Genomic DNA, 18759 nt, shown 5'->3' with positions numbered 1-18759 from the left:
GACCGGTCGGTATTATTTTTTATGATACACTATTTCAATAATTAGGAGATGATAGCCATGTCTTTCTCTATTCAACATATCCGTAATGCAACCTCCCTTGTTACAATGAATGGCAAAAGAATTCTTGTTGACCCTATGTTAAGTGATGTGGGACAGCTCCCTCCAGTTCCTTTTACAAGGACTTTACGTAGAAACCCATCCGTACCTCTCCCCGTAACGTTGGAAACTTTTGAAAATATCGATGCTATACTACTAACTCATTTACACTTTGATCACTTCGACAAAACAGCAAAGACCGTTCTAAACAAGAAGGTCCCCGTCTTTTGCCAACCTGCTGATCAAAAATATATTAAATCCTGTGGTTTCTATAACGTTTATTCAATAGATGATACCTATCCATGGTGTGGAATTGATTTTAGGAGAATTAGTGGCCAGCATGCCAAGGGAATCGTATCTAAACTGCTTGGGCAAGTATCCGGTTATATTCTGAGTACTTCAGATGAGAACTCCTTATACATTGTAGGAGATTGCATTTTTACCGATCAAATCAACCAAGTTTTTAAGCAGTACCAACCTCAGGTTTGTATCTTAAATACACCAAGAGCTCAGCTGCTGTTGGGTTCTATTATCACTATGACCCCTCAAGATATCATTAAAGTCTTACAGGTATCTCCCTCGTCTAAAATTGTAGCCGTACATATGGATGCAATTAGTCACTGCACGTTAACAAGAAAAGATCTTCTTTCTTATCTAGAGAAACAAAGTGCGTTAGATTCGGTGTTTATCCCCCAAGATGGTGAGTTCATTTATTTTTGAATGACCATTCGCTTGCTCCCCTAGCGGAGGACAATTATTTGCTATATGCTGGTTGTAAAATGGTCGTGAAGCACACGCCGCTCTTAATCTCATGCAGCGCCAAGTAGATTTGTTACTTTGCGTTCGTGGATTGGGGCGGCGTTTTTATTTAGGACCGCTACGATGGAGGATGATATGGTTTGAAATTTGAACAAGCATTTGAGCAGTTTATGCAGAAACAGGTGGAGGAAGAAACGAACGGGAGAAGACGGGAACGCCTGGAAAAAGGACTAGGCCACGCGGAGACGGAATTTCTGCGCACGATTCACCACGAGACATGCGAGAACGCTCCTTCGTAATCTAGTAGACAAGCAGATGCTGGTTGTCATGAGCAGTCAGGAGCGATTTCGGACATATAAGCTGCTAAAATAGGCTGGCGAGGAACGAGGTGCCGCTAACCAATCATATCTTCCATTGATAAAACCTTATAGGGATCTTCGATCCCCATTTGGATACATCGGTCATACTCAATTCCATCAGCTGGCATCAATCTACTTTGCAGCTCCCCACCCAAGCATTTAAGGGCAGCTGCCGCCAGTACACCCTCGGGAGCCCCACCCGAACCCACATACAGATCTATCCCCGCTTCCGGAAAAGCAGGAGCCATAGCCCCCGCAACATCTCCATCTGAAAGAAACTTAGTCCTTACGCCAATCTTTCGCAGAGTTTGAATCTTTTCTTCATGTCGGGCTCGATCCAATATCATCACGGTTAAATCCGAAACCTTTTTATTTAACTTTTCTGCTGCTTTTATCAGCGTAATTTCTAGTGAATCGCTAATATTCAGGACGCCAACTAATGCCGGGCCAACCGCCAGTTTCTCCATATACATGTCCGGTGCATGCAACAAATTCCCTTTGTTTGCTATAGCTATCACTGACATCGCATTATTCAATCCCTTTGCAACAAGGTCGGTTCCTTCTAACGGATCTACTGCCACATCGACTTCGGGTCCGTTCAAGCTGCCAACCTCTTCACCAATGTACAGCATAGGGGCTTCATCCATTTCTCCTTCACCAATGACTACCGTTCCCCTGATGGAAACAGAGTCAAACATAGCTCGCATAGCTGAAGTTGCCGCACCATCCGCGTTATTTTTGTCCCCTCTGCCCATCCATGGAGCCGAGGCCAGTGCCGCTAACTCTGTCACACGAACAATTTCCAATGCCAATTCTCGTTCCATTTTTTCCACCTATCTAGTTACCCTGTTTTTTCACAATTCCCATTAACCCGTGTAAGGTTCTAACAAAATCGTTTCCAGATAAACGCCCTAATCCCCCATAAGCACAATCCAATTCATTGTACGCCATGGTTCGATCTCTACGGATACTTGGCCCGTAAATGAGAATTGGAACCGGATCACCGGTGTGTTCACCGACTTCGCAAGGTGTAGAATGATCGGCAGCTAGGGCAAGGTAGGTATCATTCGGTAAACTTTGTAAAATAAGCCCCACCATCCGATCAAACAGCTCGATAGCTCTAGCTTTTTCAAACGGTAAGTTATCGTGACCTTTAACATCAGGTGCTTTCATATGCACATAAACCATGTCATTCTCGGCTATTTCTTCGATTGCCAATTTAGCTTTTAACTCGATATTCGTATCTATATTGCCAGTCATGCTACTGTCCGTAATCGTCTTAAAGCCTGCTAGTTGGGCAACACCTAGAACCGTGCTTTCTCCTGCAATACAGCTCCCCTTAATATGAAACTGATTTACTATAGGTTCAAGATCTACCATTTGACCTGCTCCCCTGGTCAGAATAAAATTCGCTGGCATTTTCCCCTGCTCAAGACGCTCTGTATTTACTGGATGATTCAATAATATTTCGTGTGCCTTCTTAAGGAAGAGATTTAGAAGCGAAGTTGTTCTCTTGGACTCCTCAGATTCGTCCAGTGGTTCTATTTCATGATAGGGCACTCCATCGTTTGGGGCTTTGGGATCAGAATCGCTGATTTTATCACTCAATCCTTCGCCCCGCAGAATCAGGACAGCGCGATGTTCCGTAGCCGCTTTAAAATAAACTTCAATCCCATCAATCTCCATTCCGTTGATAGCTTCTGCTAGATCATCTGTCCCCTCTCGAATCCGTCCAGCACGACGATCAACGACGATCCCGTTATCATTTATGGTAGCAAAGTTACAACGCAGCACAACATCTCCCGGCTTAATGTCCATACCAATGCCTAATGCTTCGATCGGCCCGCGTCCTGGGTAGTGATGAGGCTGATAGCCAAATAAAATGAGATGGCCCATATCCGTTCCCACCGGAATTCCAGAACCAATCAAATCCATCATTCCCGAAGTACCTCTTGATGCCAGCAAATCTAGATTTGGCGTTTTAGCATATTCCAATGGAGTTTCATTATTTAGTAAAGGATGAGGACGGTCCCCCAAACCGTCGGCAATAGCCAGAATAACTTTTCTTTTTAGCATGGTTTCCTCCGAATTTTTTTATAATCCCAGTACTTTAAACCAGGTAAATATGGATAAACTGATAACGCAAGCGCCAATAAAACAAGTAACAATCGCATACTTCACTTGATCTAATACAGAAAAATAACCTGTTCCAAAATAAATGGTATTCACCTTGGAATGCGGAGGGAGAGTTATTGTATAGGTCATCGTCATGGCGGCAGCTAATGCAAGAGGCACAGGATCCATACCTAATGTCTTGGCCAGAGCAATGAACGCTGGGATTAAGATCGTCACACGTACGGTTTTACTCGTAAATATGAGATGACTGTACATACTTAGGAACACGACCACCACATAAACCAAGGCATGACTCATATGTTCCAGTCCTAAGAAGGTTACTACTTTCTTGATAATCCATTCCGCGCCTTTGGATTTATCCAGCGCATTACCAACCGCATAAGCGCCAGCAGCGAAGATCATGAGTTCCCATTTGATATTTGCTTCTTTCCATGTAAGTACTCCTACTCTAGGCAGCAGACAAAAGAGTGCTGCAAGAACCGCTGTCTGTTCGGTGCTGAGTGCAAAACCAAACCACCCTTTTTGATAATCGCCTGTAGCCCAAAGGATTACCGTACAAACAAAGATAATTAAAGCTTTCTTTTCATTTAGTGAAAAAGAACCTAACTTCTTCAGCTCTTCCTTCAACTTACCCATTGCATTTTCAAACGTAGACTCACCCTTGATGGAAAAGAGCTTAAATCCAATGAAAAAGGTCAGCCCCATGGTGATGATAGCCGTAGGCATAGAAGCTAATAACCAATCGATATATCCGATGTGCCCGCCCGCTTGTTCATTAATAAAACCTACGGCAATGATGTTGCCCGATGTGGCTGTCATAATGCCAGATGTAGCGATTGCATCGGCTTGGACACCCTGCAGCATCATCACTTTTCCAAGATTACTTTTACCAGGAATGGCTCTATAGACTTCTAACAAAATTAAGCATATAGGCACCATCAGCGTAGCTCTTGCCGTTGTTGAAGGTACGAAAAAAGCAAGGACAAAGTTAATTATGATAAGTACGAGCAGCGTTCTCTTGGGAGTTTTCCCGAAACTCGTGACCATCCACAATGCAAATCTTCTGCCTAAATTAGACTTCATCATAGCAGAAGTCAGGATAAATGCCGCAACCATTAGCCAAATGACATCAAAACCTAACGTTCCAAATGCCACATCTTGATCTTTAACAGCTCCGACTAAAGGAAGCAGCAAAATCGCAATAATCGATGTTAAATAAATGGGAATGGGTGTGGTTATCCAAAGGATTAGCGATGCAGTAAAAATAGCAATTGCTTTTTGCGCTTCTAGACTCAGACCTTGCGGTGTGGGCATGAAGAATAAAAGTAATCCTACAACAGCCGCAAGGGGAATTCCCCACTTTCTCATGATGTCTTCCACATTACTTTTCTTTTGGTGAGGCGGCTCTTTACCATCCTCTTCTTCAGTAGTCAGAACATTTGTCATCTCTCATTCTCCTCAATTTATTAATGAATTCGCTTTCATATTATCCAAAAAAACGTTATAAAACAATTTGATTTATTTCTAATTATCATAAGATATCGTTATTATTAATTTTACTCTTCCCTTAGTTTAAGACAAGTTTCGTTTGTACATACACTGTAATAAATGATGACTTTTTCGGTATCTACAGTTGCAATTTCAATACCGCAGTACTTGCACAAAATAACTCCTAATTCTAGTGATGACCCCTTATTATCCATCATAATTAAATAAACACTTCCCGCTTTTTGTTAAGAACCATACTTATTAAATCCAAAACTCTACTAACATATCCCCATTCATTGTCGTACCATGCCAAGAGTTTGATTTGATCATCCCGAACAGCAAGAGACAAACCATCTATGATGGCCGATTTATCACAACCTACAAAATCTATCGAAACCAATGGAGCTTCAACAAAATCTACATACCTGCTATATTCCCCATTAACAGCTTTGAGCAGTGAATCACGCACCTCATCTCGCATTACCCTCCCTCCTACACGAATAGTTAAATCTAGCAACGATACATTAGGTGTAGGAACTCTTATGGATAAACCATTGACTAATGGCGCAAGTCTAGGCATGATATCCTTAATAGCCTGACCTACCCCTGTACTGGTTGGGACAATAGATTGTGTACATGCACGTGCTCGGCGTAAGTCTTGGTGAGGATTATCCAGATGTTTTTGATCATTTGTATAGGAATGAATCGTTGTAACCCACACATCGTTCACGTAAAATGACTGATCTAATATGTTTAGTATTGGCACCAAACAATTGGTCGTACAGGATGCAGCTGAAAGTAAAAAATGCTTCGATGGATCATAGTTTTGTTGATTTACACCCATGACTATTGTCTGGTCTACCTGATTCCCCGGGGCGGTTAATACGACTGTGGAGGCTCCTCCAGAAAGGTGCTTTTGTGCCCCATACCGATCATTAAACTTACCCGTCGCATCTATGACCACATCGACTCCTAGACTTTTCCAAGGTATTCGTTCTGGTTCATTCTCAAAGACAACTTCCACGCGTCGACCGTTAATGATAAGATAACTTTCCCCAGCGGTAATGTCGACGTCCCATATCCCGTGCACGGAGTCATATTTCAATAAATGTGCAATGGTCTCGGCTGGATAATTCGTGTTAATTGCTTTCAACGGATTTTGACATGTGTTGTCTTTGAATATTTTTCTAATTAATAAACGCCCGATTCTCCCTGTTCCGCTTATACCAACCCCATCGGTCAAATACATCATCTCCAAAACGAATATTAGTATTTAAATTTGCTCAATAACTGATCCACTCTTTCTGCAGTTTCTGATAACGACTTGGCGGAAGCAGATATCTCCTTGACCGTTACAGATTGTTGATTAATCATCAATTGATTGTCCAGGCTAGAGCGGGTGTTATCCTCAACTACGATTTTGACCTCTTCCGTCGCCATTAATATGTTATCGCTTTCATTTTTAATATGTTCCAAGCCTTCAAATAATATTTTCATCTTTTCCGATACGTCTGTCGCTTTAGCTTGAATCATCTCTAATACGATTTGGACTTGATCGGATTTGACACGCCCTAAGTTGGCTTTCTCGGTTACGACTTTCATCGATTTCTCGGCAAGCCCAGTATGATAACGAATATCCACGATGACTTCACCAACGATTTGGGTTGATTGTGCCGACCTTTCAGCTAACTTTCTAACTTCTTCCGCTACAACTGCAAAGCCTTTTCCATGATTGCCGGCCCTGGCAGCCTCTATGGTAGCATTGAGCGCTAGCAGCTTTGTTTGGTTGGCAATCTCACTAATGATAGACATCATATGACCAATCTTTTCTGAACTTTCTCCCAGTTGAAGGATGATAGATGAGGTCTCGGTTACCGCGTCATCAATATCTTTCATTTGATTCACAATATTTTGCGCAGAGGCATGACCTTCCTGTGAAGCTAGTAGAGTTTCTTCCGATGAACGAGCCACGATTTGACTATTATTTTCTACCACCCCGACATACTCTGAGATGTATTTAATAGCTTCAAATGTGTGACTGACCATTTTATTTTGTCTTACGGTACCTTCTGAAACGCTTTTGTAACCCTCGCGGATCTTGTCTGCGGCATACTCTTCCTCCTCCACAGCGCTTAGCAACTGTTCGGATGAAGCAGCCAACATTTCGGCCGTCTCGCTTGCGTTAAGAATCAGTTGACGAAGGTTATCTGTCATCCTATTGACGGATTGAGCCAGCTTACCAAATTCGTCTTTACTCTTTACTTCGATAGGCTCGACAGCTAACTTCCCCATAGAAACGAGTTCGGATACATGCACAATTTGATGGATTGATTTAACCATATAACGAATTACGTACCAACCTATTATGAAAATGATAATGAATAAGATCATTGCAATAAGGATAACTGTAATTAGAGTTTCCTTGGTTAACAAATGTGCTTTCTGAACTTCTTCTTTAGCTAACGAATCCATTAGGTACCGAATTTCTTTCAGCGTATCCCTAGCCAATTCAAATTTGTTATCGTACGTTACGATTTCATTCAAAACCACTTGACGATCTTTAGTTGGTAGCATGTATACCTTTTCCACCAGACTTGTGGTGCTATGTTCCCAATCATCGAACTGCTGAAAAAAATCATCCAAGTTGTCGAAAACGTTTTTCCTTGAGTTTGCTGTTAGGATGTTTTCGTATTTAGCCCGGTTGTTTTCAAATATTTCTTTGCCTTCCAACATGCGATTACGAATATTCATCAGATTGTCTTTATAATGCTGAATTTGAATCTCGTATTCCTCTTTCGACATGTCAGACTGAACGATTGTTCTTTGATTTAACAATTGTTGATACAAATCCTTATCGGCACGAAGAATAAGTGTGCTTACTTGGTAGCCTTCCATATATAGGGTCTGAATCAAATGACTGGATACATTCCCCATTGATCGTAATGACAATCCCGTTGACAAGGTTAAAGCCATGAAACTGACGACATACAAAGCAAGCAATTTAGTGGCTAATTTCCAATTAGTAAACATCGCTTTTTCCTCTCAAGATCTATCGTTGTAATCACTCCTGTCTAAAAAAATTGACATCCTCCTTATTTCAACTGATTGCACTTTCATTATATTCACAGTAGTATTATTATACAATTTGATTATATTTAGATAATAATAAGATAATGTTATAGTAAATCGAAACTTGGATGGTGGGTAAATGATGAACGTAAACAAACTGCAGACCTTTATTACACTTTCGGAATGCCTTAATTTTACCGAAGCAGCTGAACAGCTCTACTGCTCCCAACCGTCTGTAAGTATGCAAATCCAAAGTATGGAAGAAGAATTAGGGGTTCCCCTTTTTGATAGAATCGGAAAAAAGTTATATTTAACGAAACAAGGTGAACATTTCAAACCATATGCTGAACAAATTATTAACTTACTTTACTCGGCCAAGGATCATATCAGGCAGCTCGAGGATTTATCCTTTGGAACCTTATCCATAGGAGCAAGTAATTTCGTTGGAGTTTACCTACTCCCTAGAATGCTGCGAGAATATTCCATTAAATTCCCAAATATTAAAATAAATATGAATATTACATCTTCCAACCACCTGATTCACATGTTGGATTCCAATAAAGTTGATTTCTTGATTCTTTCTGATCGTGTACGGATTGATGAAACTCGTTATCAACGGACAACATTTTATCAGGATGAGCTAGTTCTTATCGTTAATCCATCACACAAACTGGCACAAAAGCAGGAATGTTCGCTAAAGGACTTGGTCAATGAAACATTAATTTTAAAACCGGATAAATCCGCTACACGAATTTACTTAGAAGATCAATTTAAAGAGCACGGGTTCACCCCTCCTAAATATATGGAAATAAGTAATTTGGAAGGCATCAAACAAGGCGTCATCCATAACCTCGGAGTCTCTATTGTTTCTAACTTTGCTATTCAACAGGAAATTAATCATGGTTTACTAGTTAAGGTCCCTATCCAAGGAATCAAATTCCTTAGAGGAATCAGCTATGTTTATCATCGCAATAAACACTTCTCACCTGCTGCCAAACAGTTCATACCTTTATTGGATCAAACTGTTTTATAGCCTAACATTTCAGCTAGTATAAGTCTTTAGTCATGGTACATGGGATTTATATACTGCATTTATAGGTATTTTGTTTTATAATTAAAGCTCAAACATGACGAAATATGTCGAATCCAGTGCAAAGGTGGCGTCCAGTGCCTATGCTAAACGAAATAAAAGCAAACCAAAGAAATAAGATTAGCTTAGCCACACTCTTAGTAGGGCTGGTCTCCATATCCGTTCTTCTGACTTTAACCATTCTGCTCGTTGCTTCCTATCAATCGAAAAAAAAATCACTGATCGACACAACACTCACTTTGAATTATTCAAGCGCAGGCAAAATGAGCCAGACCATAGACTCTTTGTTTAAATCCATGCGTAGCAGCTTGTATTATTCTGCAGGCATTTTTTCAAATATAAACTCCATGAATGCTAATGAAGTATATTCTAATCTAGAATTAATGCGTCATAGCAGCAACTACTTTAATTCCATTTCCGTGGTGGATGAAACGGGACTTGTTCGAAATGTGTCTCCGGAATCCGTCGGCACAGCTGGAAAATATATTACAACGGATGCGGCTAAGACCGCATTAGTCTCGCAAAAGCCCTACCTCTCCAAACCTTACATTTCTGTGACTTCCAAGCGCCTCATCGTATTTATGAGCGAACCCATATTCGACAAGGAAGGTATATACCGGGGCTTTATCGGAGGAACTCTTTACCTTGAAGAATACAACATATTGAATATGATCTTCGGGAGCAACCCGGCAGATAAAGTAGGTTCATATTTTTACATCGTGGAATCTGACGGTCACGTGCTGTTCCATCGCGACACAACTCGGTTAGGCGAGGATATCAGTGTCAATCAAGTCGTTCGAAAGCTTATTCGAGGTCAAAGCGGATATGAACAGATGGTCAATTTGCATGGAGAGGCTTTACTAGCAGGATACGTAAAGGTTCCGGAAAATGGTTGGGGTGTAGTTGTGGTGTCGCCTATAAGTGTCGTTTATGAACAATTGAGTCGTCATATAACAGCCATTCTGTTGTATGCGATACTTCCATTTTCGTTATTAATGCTAATCGTCATAGGGCTTGCGCGCAGATTGGCGAAACCTTTTGTATCCTTGGCCGACCTGGTGATCAAAATCGGTAGAGAAAAAGTCGAACTCCCTGAAGGAAAACAGCATTGGAATAGAGAGGTCGATTTGTTATCAAAAGCAGTTAGATATGCATTAACGGCTATAAAAAAACAGACCGATCAATTGACACATGATGCAATGACAGATCCATTGACCGGGTTAACAAACCGAAGAACACTTGAAGCAATCATGCATAAATGGATTGAGGAGCAAACTTCGTTTTCTATTATTATTATGGATATTGATAGATTCAAATCTATTAATGATACTTATGGTCATCAAGCTGGGGACGAAGTGTTGAAGCATTTCGCAAAAATTATCATTTCAGCCGTTCTACCAAGTGATGTGTGTTGTCGTTTCGGAGGTGAAGAATTCATTGCACTTATTCCTCAAGTTGCTGCTGAGGAGGCTTATCTTGTTGCCGAACGAATTCGCCATACACTAGAAAATAATGCAAATCCTGTTGGACAGCCTATTACTGTCTCCCAAGGCATCGCACACTATTCTTTGCACTCAGATTCGCTTGAGGGGCTGATTCATATGGCCGACCAGGCCTTGTATAAAGCGAAGGAATCTGGAAGAAACCAGACAATTATTGCCCAAATGTCAACGAAATGAGTCGTTAAAAGAGTCGCGTTTATTTCCCCCACTACTAGCCATGTTCGAACCCTTATTTCATCAAAGCTCTGACGATACCCTTGATATGATAGATGGATTGTTGTGTATATGTATCATGAAGTGCGCCCGATTCGCTTTGTTGAGCCGTCATGTATGGATTAGATACCGGCGGCATAAATTCCATGGTAATGCACCCTTGGTAACCGATCTCCTGCAAAGTTCTAAATACATCCTCAAAGTTGGTTTGGCCTAAACCGGCCGCTTCTCTCGTGTTGTCAGCGATATGGACATGAGCCAGATATGGAGCTATGTTCTGAAGTGCGGATCTGTGGCTTCTTTCCTCCATATTCATATGAAATAAATCAGCCATGATTCGTACGCTGCTTTGATCCACCTCTTGGGCCAGCTGTTTAGCCGCGCTTAACGTATTGACCAAATAGGTTTCAAATCGATTTAACGCCTCGATCACCAGAACGATGTTTTTCGACTCCGCATAGGCTCCTGCATCTTGAAGACTGGAGACTGCTAGCTTCCATTCTTCCTGATAGGTCGAATCAGGGGCGCTTTTTCCAACAGGCGATGGAACGACGATGACAACAGAAGCCCCCAACTGCGCAGCCATATCCACACATGCCTTCACATATTGAACGGCATGACTCCGTATTTTTGCATTAGGACTAGAGAGATCACGATCCATTGTATAGATTCCACATATAGAGGTGCATGCCAAACCGTACTTGCTTAATAGTGATTGAACAGCGCTCAGGTCCATTTTATCCGGTTCACCGGCAAGCTCCACTCCGTCATAACCGTACTTTTTCAATCGAACTAGACTCGTTTCCAAATCTTCGGTTCCGTAAATCCATTGGGTTACGCTATATGTATACATTTGCTCTTCCTCCTTAGTCCCCCTGTTCATTAACCCAGAAGGAAACCTTCCCCCGAGCGGATCAGTGGGGTCAACAATAAACTGGTGTGTCCCCGTGATGAAAGCTCTACCTTGGATAAGAGGGATGATAGCTTCATATTCAGCCACTTTCACCGTTTCCATGACGCGTCCCGTAAACTGGCTATCTACAATGCTTTCGTGCACAAAGTTTTGACCGATCTCTAACTCGCCATAATAGCCCGGCACCTCATGAACTGCAGAAACGATCGGCAAATGATCTTTCGTCCAGGGCCTTAACCCGGTGTAAGTGCGAATGATTTGAAAATCTCCGATTTTGGGATAAAAACGAAGCGTTCTTCTCGCCATACAACGGACAACTTCCATATTCACATGGGTATCATAACCGACAAACTCCCGGCTGCTGCCAATCAAAAAGTTTTGGCTTTCCGTAGGTTCGAACACGAGTGCAACGCCATATTTATCCGTGAGCGGGTCAACTTTGCGCTGGCCGCCGAATTTCGAGATCAAATAACCGAACTCCATCACTTTCCGCAAGCCGACAGGGACTTGACGCGAAGCAACGATCAGATGCCCTTTCCGGGGCACGATCGGAATGTCCAAGCCGACCATGCGGCCGCGAGCCCATACACTTGCTGCATTCACGATTTTTTTAGCTGTAAAATCTCCCTGATTCGTTCTGATCTTGAAATTCCCTGTAACAGCGACATTTGGCTATCAAAGCCTGGATCTTTATCGATTGCCAAAATGTTGCCGTCGCAACGAGATGACGTACCGCTCGCCACTTCCCCTTTCTCAAGCACGGTTACGTCCAACCCTTGTTTACTCAAAAAATAGGCGATGGCTGAACCTACGATTCCACCTCCAATAATGACAACTTCCGCATGATTTACACCCATAGACATATTCCCTTTCCAACATGTAGATTCATCACTCATACATTTTAAATAAGCAATTTTCATGCCAAATTATAGAGCCACATGTGTCTAAAAAAATTTACACTTATTCACATGAAGCGTATAATTTTAAACAAAAACGCTACCCATATAAGGCGAGGTCATGACAATGAAGCACAAACCCCCTATCCTAGACGATTTGATTCAGAACAATTATTATTTCATCGAAAAAGACGGCGACGCGGAAGCTCGTTTTGTGGAATATGCGTCCTCCCTTCAGTTGAATCAAAAAACGGTTCTTTTTTATAAAGACGGCTTGCAGCTTTATTATTATGTCGGAGAACGCCCAGTTAACGGGCTTAGCTTGATGACTGTGCCTTGGCAAACCGCCGTATCCATCTCTCAAAAGACGCCGATAGACGCTGTCATCCCGCTATTTCACGAAACCGATTACATCCTTGTGCAAAATGCTGCCGACCAGCCGATCGGTTATGTGACCGCTGTCGATATGCTTACTGCCTTTCATCAAGCGCACCAAATTTTGGAAGCTTATTTCGAGTCGATGATCGCTACGATGGATGCCTCCATCTCCATGATTGATGATCAAGAACGAACGGTCGTGTGGACCAAGGGGGCCGAGCGAATCTTTTCTATTAAAGCCGAAGACATTCTTAACAAATCAATGGCCGATTACTTTCCTGCTGACATGCTGCAAATCTTACAAACCCATAAAACCGGTGATTCTGTTTTTCGTAAGCTGCACCAACCGCGGCCCGATTTATATGTCCTGATTAACTCGAACCCTATTCGCCTTAATGGGCAAATCATCGGCTCTGTCGTTGCAGAAACCGACATTACCAGTGAGGTCAGGTTGAATCAGGAGCTATTCAACGCTACTTCCAAGGTCCATCAACTGCAGCAGCAAATGGCCCAGCTTCAACCATCGACCGATCCGTTCAGCTCGATCAAAGGGACGAGCAGCGCCATTAAGCGAATGATAGACATGTGCAAAAAAGTTGGCACAACCAAAGCAACGGTACTCATTCTCGGTGAAACCGGCGTCGGCAAGGAGCTTTTCGCCAAAGCCATCCATGACGTGCGAGAAAAATCGAACGCTCCTTTTATCGCGATCAACTGCGGTGCCATATCTCCTTCCTTATTCGAAAGCGAATTGTTCGGATATGAAAAAGGCGCCTTTTCTGGAGCTGACAGCAATGGCAAAAAGGGAAAAATACAACTTGCGACGGGCGGTACCTTATTTTTGGATGAAATTGGTGAAATGCCGCTCGATATGCAGGTCAAGCTTCTGCGTGTGCTGCAGGAAAGAACCTATTACGCCGTAGGCGGAACTAAGCAGTTGAAAGCCGATTTTCGAATCATTGCCGCCACAAATCGCGATTTGAACGCTCAAGTCAAAAACGGGTCGTTCCGCGAAGACCTTTACTACCGCTTGAATGTGGTTACGATTGACATTCCCGCGCTTCGCGAGAGAAAAGAAGATATCATCGAACTGACGCATTGTTTCTTGAACGAATTCTCAATTAGCTATAACCGACTCATTCAGCATATCCCGCAAGAGGTCTTATTGGATCTGCTTCACTACAGTTGGCCCTGGCAATATACGAGAATTGCGGAACACGATTGAACGATTGGTCGTTTTTGCTGCAGACGGATCGGTGAAAAGAGATGACCTACCGATGTCCATCTGTGCCAGTAATACCAGTAAACATAAGGATGGCCCTCCTCTCCAAGAGGAAATTCCGAATGTGATCCAAACCATGCAGGTGGAGTTGGAAGTACATGAGAAACAGATCATTATCAAAGCTTTGGAACTGGAAAAAGGCAATAAACTGGCGACGGCCAAACGGCTCGGTCTGTCACGCGCAACGCTGTACAACAAGATGAACAAGCTGGGTTTTGCCGAATAGATCGTTCTAATTGATAAAGATGGCTCCTGTATTCGGTATTCGCAGGGAGTCATCTTTTTTGCGTCCATTGATGAAGATTGCTAATTCGATATAAGGAGTTCAAAGCGCTCAGAGTAAGCCTTAACCACAGTTAACTTGGCTGGTTAAAAAAACTGTCTATTGGTGCCGCTTCAAAACTGGTAGGCATAACTCTTAATTCGATTTTATTGTCGGTTCAGCAACTTCGATGGGCTATTGTGATTGCCAATGTTGTAGTTTCTACAACAATTCACATGCCTAAAGGCTACTTTGCGAGTAAAAGTTGTAGTTTGTACAACAATCCGAGCCCATTTGTCGCGAAATGGCCTGTATCGGGCTAAATTGTTGTACATTATGCAACATCGAAGGGATAGAGGTGGGATCTAAGGCAGAATTGTTGCACTTTCTGCAACATCATCCGACCGAGAAATATGGATTCATTCATTTACACATTCATTCATTCACTCATTCACACTCATCACTCATCACTCATTCAAACCTTACTCCCCCCTATTCCAACTCTTTCACACATAATCCTCAACCTCTCTTATTCATTGATTGTTAACGTAAAAAGCCCGAGAGAGATCACTTTTTTCAAAGTGTCCATCTTTTAAACGAAAATAACTATTTTCAGGCAAGGCGGCCGGAATGGAACATTACGTGATTCTTTCGGGTAACCGTTCAACCACGGGCTCAGGCTTTTTTTAGTCACACTTTCAATCCAATAGAAACGTTTCGATTCAAAGTGTAAATTCGATAAAAACGCGATAAAAAATGCATATTTGTGAACGAAAGTGGTTATAAAATTTAATTTCATCGTTATTTATTTGTTTGTTGACTCCAAAACTAATGCTATTTATAATGATTTAATATCAATAGAAACGTTTCGATTTACAATTTTCAACCTACATAGTTTGAATAAGAAAGAGAGTGAAGGACATGACAAGACCTAATGATACAGACTTCAGCATCCGAAATGGAGCGTTGGCGTTCACTTTTATGAACAGCGGGGATATTAGGAAGATTACCTACAATCAGACGATGATCAATCAGCTGATAACTAACCCTATTGACGGTTCAATGAACAATATTTATTTGCGTATCCACCGGGAATCATCGATATCCTTTGTACCGCTGCTTGGCATCCGTTCTGCAAGTCGAATCAGTCGCACTGACAGCCAGATCTCTTGGAAGGGTCATATAGAAGAACTCGAATATGAAGTCATATTTACTCTCACTCCTCAATTAATCTGGTTCTGGGACGTACGGGTCCATGGTCATGGAGCGGACATCGATGTTGTCTACGGGCAAGATGTGGGGATTGCGGATCAAGGTGCTGTCCGATCAAATGAAGCCTACCTGTCTCAATATATGGATCATTCCGTCTTTCATGACCCTGTCAAAGGCTGGGCCGTCTGTTCTCGTCAAAATATGCCGCAGCAGGGACAATTCCCGTACTTGCAGCAGGGCTCTATAACCAATGCAGCGGAATACGCAACGGACGGGTTCCAATTCTTCGGTTTATCCTATAAGGCAACGAACAAGCCTGAGGCGTTGACTAAAGCCAAACTGGCTAGCGAGATCTATCAATATGAATTTGCTTATACAGCTTTGCAATCGGAGCGTGTGACAGTCGATGGAATGGCGCGATTTGTTTTTTACGGTCTGTTCAAACCTCACCATCCGGATGCAGTTGTAAGCTTGGCCTACGAGGATGAAGTGCAGGAAGCATGGACCTATGCGGAGACACTGGATACAAAGTGGGATGAATATCTGGACTTGGTTATCCTGCAGCCTAGAATCGGCGATCCTCTACAGGTTGAATCTATGACAATGGAGGAGATCGAACGCGACTTTCCTAGCCGTCATCAAGAGGAGTGGGATAACGGGGTTCTGCTGTCTTTCTTCACAGAGGGGCACGAGCATGTGGTATTAAAGGAGAAAGAGCTGCTCGTGGAGCGTCCGCATGGACATATCCTCATGACGGGGGATAACGCTCGCATGAACGAACAAGTGCTTACTACCACATCTTATATGTACGGCATATTTAACTCGCAGCTCGTGGTGGGAAACACGTCCTCCAACAAGATGCTGACCAATGCCCGCAATGCGCTGAATGTGCTGAAGACGTCAGGTCAAAGGATTTTTGTTGAGATGCACGGCGAATTCCGGATGCTCACGATGCCATCGATGTACGAGATTGGCTTTAACTATGTACGTTGGACCTATAAAACGGCTGAAGACACGATTGTCGTCACGAACCTCACTGCAGTGGACACGCCGGAGGTTCATCTGACCGTACAATCCATAAGCGGAAAGACCTACCGCTATCTGATTACGAATCAAGTCTCCATGAATAACAATGAATACGGAGTGCCTTTCCTCATGGAACGTGAAGGCGATGTTCTGGTGTTCCGTTCGTGCGAAGGTTCAGATAACGCTGGAACCCTTCCAGACTTGTGTTACCGTATGAAGCTTACGGGAGCGGATGTGACCGTGACCGACGAAAAAGCCCTTGCCGATCATGCTGATTCGGGATCCTCTTCGCTCGTTGTGCTTGAATTAAGTGCTAGCTCGGAATGGAGCTTGACGGTTCAAGGACTTATTCACGGCGGAGAACTGCCGTTCGAGAGGCCGAATACGGCTGTAGAAATAGAGCGATACCGCGAGTATTTTAGGAAAGTAATGAATGGCTTCCAATTATCACACAAAGGTGAAGCAACGGAATCGCTAAATAAGGTTAATGCTCTTGCCTGGTGGTACACCCATAATATGCTGGTCCATTATTCCGTGCCGCACGGGCTGGAGCAATACGGCGGAGCGGCTTGGGGCACGCGAGACGTATGCCAAGGGCCTACGGAATACTTCATGGCAACGCAGAAATACGATCAAGTGCGCGAAATTATAAAAACCGTATATGCCCATCAGTATGAGGATGACGGAAACTGGCCGCAATGGTTTATGTTCGATCAATATTACCGCATCCAACAAGAAGAAAGCCATGGCGACATCATTGTATGGCCGCTTAAGGTCATCGCCGATTATATCTCGGCTACGCACGATTTCAGCATTCTTCAGGATCGAATTCCTTATACGGAGCGGGAAGGCTTCGAGTTCACCGAAGAATGCCCAACCCTGCTTGAGCATGTGCAGAAGCAATTGACGTACATGAAGAATCATTTTCTTCACGATACTCATTTGTCCGCTTATGGCGATGGGGACTGGGACGATACGCTCCAGCCAGCCAATGCGCAGCTCAAGCAATATATGATCAGTAGCTGGACGGTCGCCTTGACCTATCAAGTGCTGAATCAATTATCCGCTGCTTTAACGGATGAACACCAAGAGCTGTCAGTGGAACTGCATACGCTGGCAGCTGGCATTCAAGCCGACTTCCATCGATATATGCTGCAAAAGGATGTCATTCCCGGCTTCGTCTATATGGAGAAACCTGGGGAAGCGGAGCTTATGCTTCACCCGACCGATACGAAGACGGGCATTCAATATCGCCTGCTGCCGATGACGCGCAGCATGATCGCCGAGCTGCTGACTGAAGAGCAGGCTGAATCGCATTACCGGATTATCAAGCAGGAGCTATACTGTCCTGATGGCGTCCGCTTGATGAACCGCCCGGCACGATATGCCGGCGGCGTAAGCACGCACTTCAAACGCGCGGAGCAAGCGGCGAACTTTGGCCGTGAAATCGGGCTGCAGTATGTGCACGCTCATATCCGCTTCGTGGAGGCGATGGCGAAGCTCGGCAAGGTGGACGAGGCTTGGCAGGGTCTTGCTATGATTAATCCGATCGGCTTACGGGAAGTGGTGCCGAACGCTGAATTGCGCCAAAGCAATGCCTACTTCAGCAGTTCAGACGGGAAATTTAATACTCGTTATGATGCTGGGGAACGATTCCAAGAGCTGTTCGAAGGAACAGTTCCAGTCAAAGGCGGCTGGAGAATCTACTCCAGCGGACCAGGAATCTACATGAACCAGCTCATCTCCAACTGTCTCGGCATTCGCCAAGACGGAGGAGATCTGATCATTGATCCCGTGCTTCCGCATGAAATGGATGGGCTTCATTTCGAATTTGCCTGGAATAACCGCGCCGTAAGATTCGAATATCATATCAGCGGGTCATTGGAATGCCGTATCGAGATTAATGGCCAAGCAGTAGAGACCGAAGTCGTGCCAAACCGTTATCGCCATGGCGGAACAAGAGTGCGGCGCGAGCAATTGGAGATTTTATTAAACGGCGAAGATAATGTTATTGCGATTTACATCTAATGGAACCAGTGATCTTTCGGCGGCACCGATAAATTGGTATAGTAAAGGGA

Annotated in this window: 11 protein-coding genes and 3 pseudogenes; 7 read left to right on the top strand and 7 right to left on the bottom strand. The window is 43.4% G+C overall.

Features of this window, described 5'->3' with window-relative positions:
• Positions 1-57: 57 nt before the first annotated feature.
• The gene (locus ACBP55_RS06410) at positions 58-816 is read left to right on the top strand and encodes an MBL fold metallo-hydrolase (protein WP_464650577.1); all 759 of its coding nucleotides are present in this window, start codon (positions 58-60) and stop codon (positions 814-816) included.
• Positions 817-995: 179 nt separating this feature from the next.
• A complete protein-coding gene (locus ACBP55_RS06405; protein ID WP_464650576.1) occupies positions 996-1154 on the top strand; it encodes a hypothetical protein in 159 nt (52 codons plus the stop codon).
• A gap of 98 nt (positions 1155-1252) precedes the next feature.
• Here ACBP55_RS06405 and glpX read toward each other — a convergent pair.
• The 5 genes and pseudogenes from glpX to ACBP55_RS06380 all read right to left on the bottom strand — a co-directional run.
• A pseudogene (gene glpX, locus ACBP55_RS06400) lies at positions 1253-2038 on the bottom strand (class II fructose-bisphosphatase); the annotation flags it as partial.
• 13 nt (positions 2039-2051) lie between these two features.
• On the bottom strand, positions 2052-3290 hold the full coding sequence (locus ACBP55_RS06395; protein WP_464650575.1) for a 2,3-bisphosphoglycerate-independent phosphoglycerate mutase: 1239 nt from the start codon (positions 3288-3290) through the stop codon (positions 2052-2054).
• A gap of 18 nt (positions 3291-3308) precedes the next feature.
• A complete protein-coding gene (locus ACBP55_RS06390) occupies positions 3309-4796 on the bottom strand; it encodes an SLC13 family permease (RefSeq protein ID WP_464650574.1) in 1488 nt (495 codons plus the stop codon).
• 262 nt (positions 4797-5058) lie between these two features.
• The gene (locus ACBP55_RS06385) at positions 5059-6087 is read right to left on the bottom strand and encodes a type I glyceraldehyde-3-phosphate dehydrogenase (protein WP_464653250.1); all 1029 of its coding nucleotides are present in this window, start codon (positions 6085-6087) and stop codon (positions 5059-5061) included.
• Positions 6088-6104: 17 nt separating this feature from the next.
• Positions 6105-7868 carry a methyl-accepting chemotaxis protein gene (locus ACBP55_RS06380; protein WP_464650573.1) on the bottom strand — a complete coding sequence of 588 codons (1764 nt, stop codon included), beginning with the start codon at positions 7866-7868 and terminating at the stop codon, positions 6105-6107.
• A gap of 178 nt (positions 7869-8046) precedes the next feature.
• On the opposite strand from ACBP55_RS06380, the gene ACBP55_RS06375 reads away from it, so the two are divergent.
• Both ACBP55_RS06375 and ACBP55_RS06370 read left to right on the top strand, forming a co-directional pair.
• On the top strand, positions 8047-8940 hold the full coding sequence (locus ACBP55_RS06375) for a LysR substrate-binding domain-containing protein (RefSeq protein ID WP_464650572.1): 894 nt from the start codon (positions 8047-8049) through the stop codon (positions 8938-8940).
• A gap of 140 nt (positions 8941-9080) precedes the next feature.
• Positions 9081-10676: a sensor domain-containing diguanylate cyclase gene (locus ACBP55_RS06370; protein ID WP_464650571.1), complete on the top strand. Its 1596-nt coding sequence runs from the start codon at positions 9081-9083 to the stop codon at positions 10674-10676.
• Positions 10677-10728: 52 nt separating this feature from the next.
• On the opposite strand, the pseudogene ACBP55_RS06365 reads toward ACBP55_RS06370, so the two are convergent.
• Together ACBP55_RS06365 and ACBP55_RS06360 are read right to left on the bottom strand one after the other, a co-directional pair.
• A pseudogene (locus ACBP55_RS06365) lies at positions 10729-11490 on the bottom strand (TIM barrel protein); the annotation flags it as partial.
• 129 nt (positions 11491-11619) lie between these two features.
• Positions 11620-12482: pseudogene (locus ACBP55_RS06360) on the bottom strand (FAD-dependent oxidoreductase); the annotation flags it as partial.
• Positions 12483-12648: 166 nt separating this feature from the next.
• On the opposite strand from ACBP55_RS06360, the gene ACBP55_RS06355 reads away from it, so the two are divergent.
• The 3 genes from ACBP55_RS06355 to ACBP55_RS06345 all read left to right on the top strand — a co-directional run bounded on the left by ACBP55_RS06355 (position 12649) and on the right by ACBP55_RS06345 (position 18709).
• On the top strand, positions 12649-14124 hold the full coding sequence (locus ACBP55_RS06355; RefSeq protein WP_464650570.1) for a sigma-54 interaction domain-containing protein: 1476 nt from the start codon (positions 12649-12651) through the stop codon (positions 14122-14124).
• A complete protein-coding gene (locus ACBP55_RS06350; protein WP_464650569.1) occupies positions 14108-14407 on the top strand; it encodes a helix-turn-helix domain-containing protein in 300 nt (99 codons plus the stop codon). The genes ACBP55_RS06355 and ACBP55_RS06350 overlap by 17 nt, the downstream gene beginning before the upstream one ends.
• Positions 14408-15364: 957 nt before the next feature.
• The gene (locus tag ACBP55_RS06345; protein ID WP_464650568.1) at positions 15365-18709 is read left to right on the top strand and encodes a GH36-type glycosyl hydrolase domain-containing protein; all 3345 of its coding nucleotides are present in this window, start codon (positions 15365-15367) and stop codon (positions 18707-18709) included.
• The last annotated feature ends 50 nt before the right edge of the window (positions 18710-18759 follow it).

The sequence above is a fragment of the Paenibacillus sp. WG02 genome, assembly GCF_055396115.1.
This window is presented reverse-complemented; position numbering and strand designations above follow the sequence as displayed.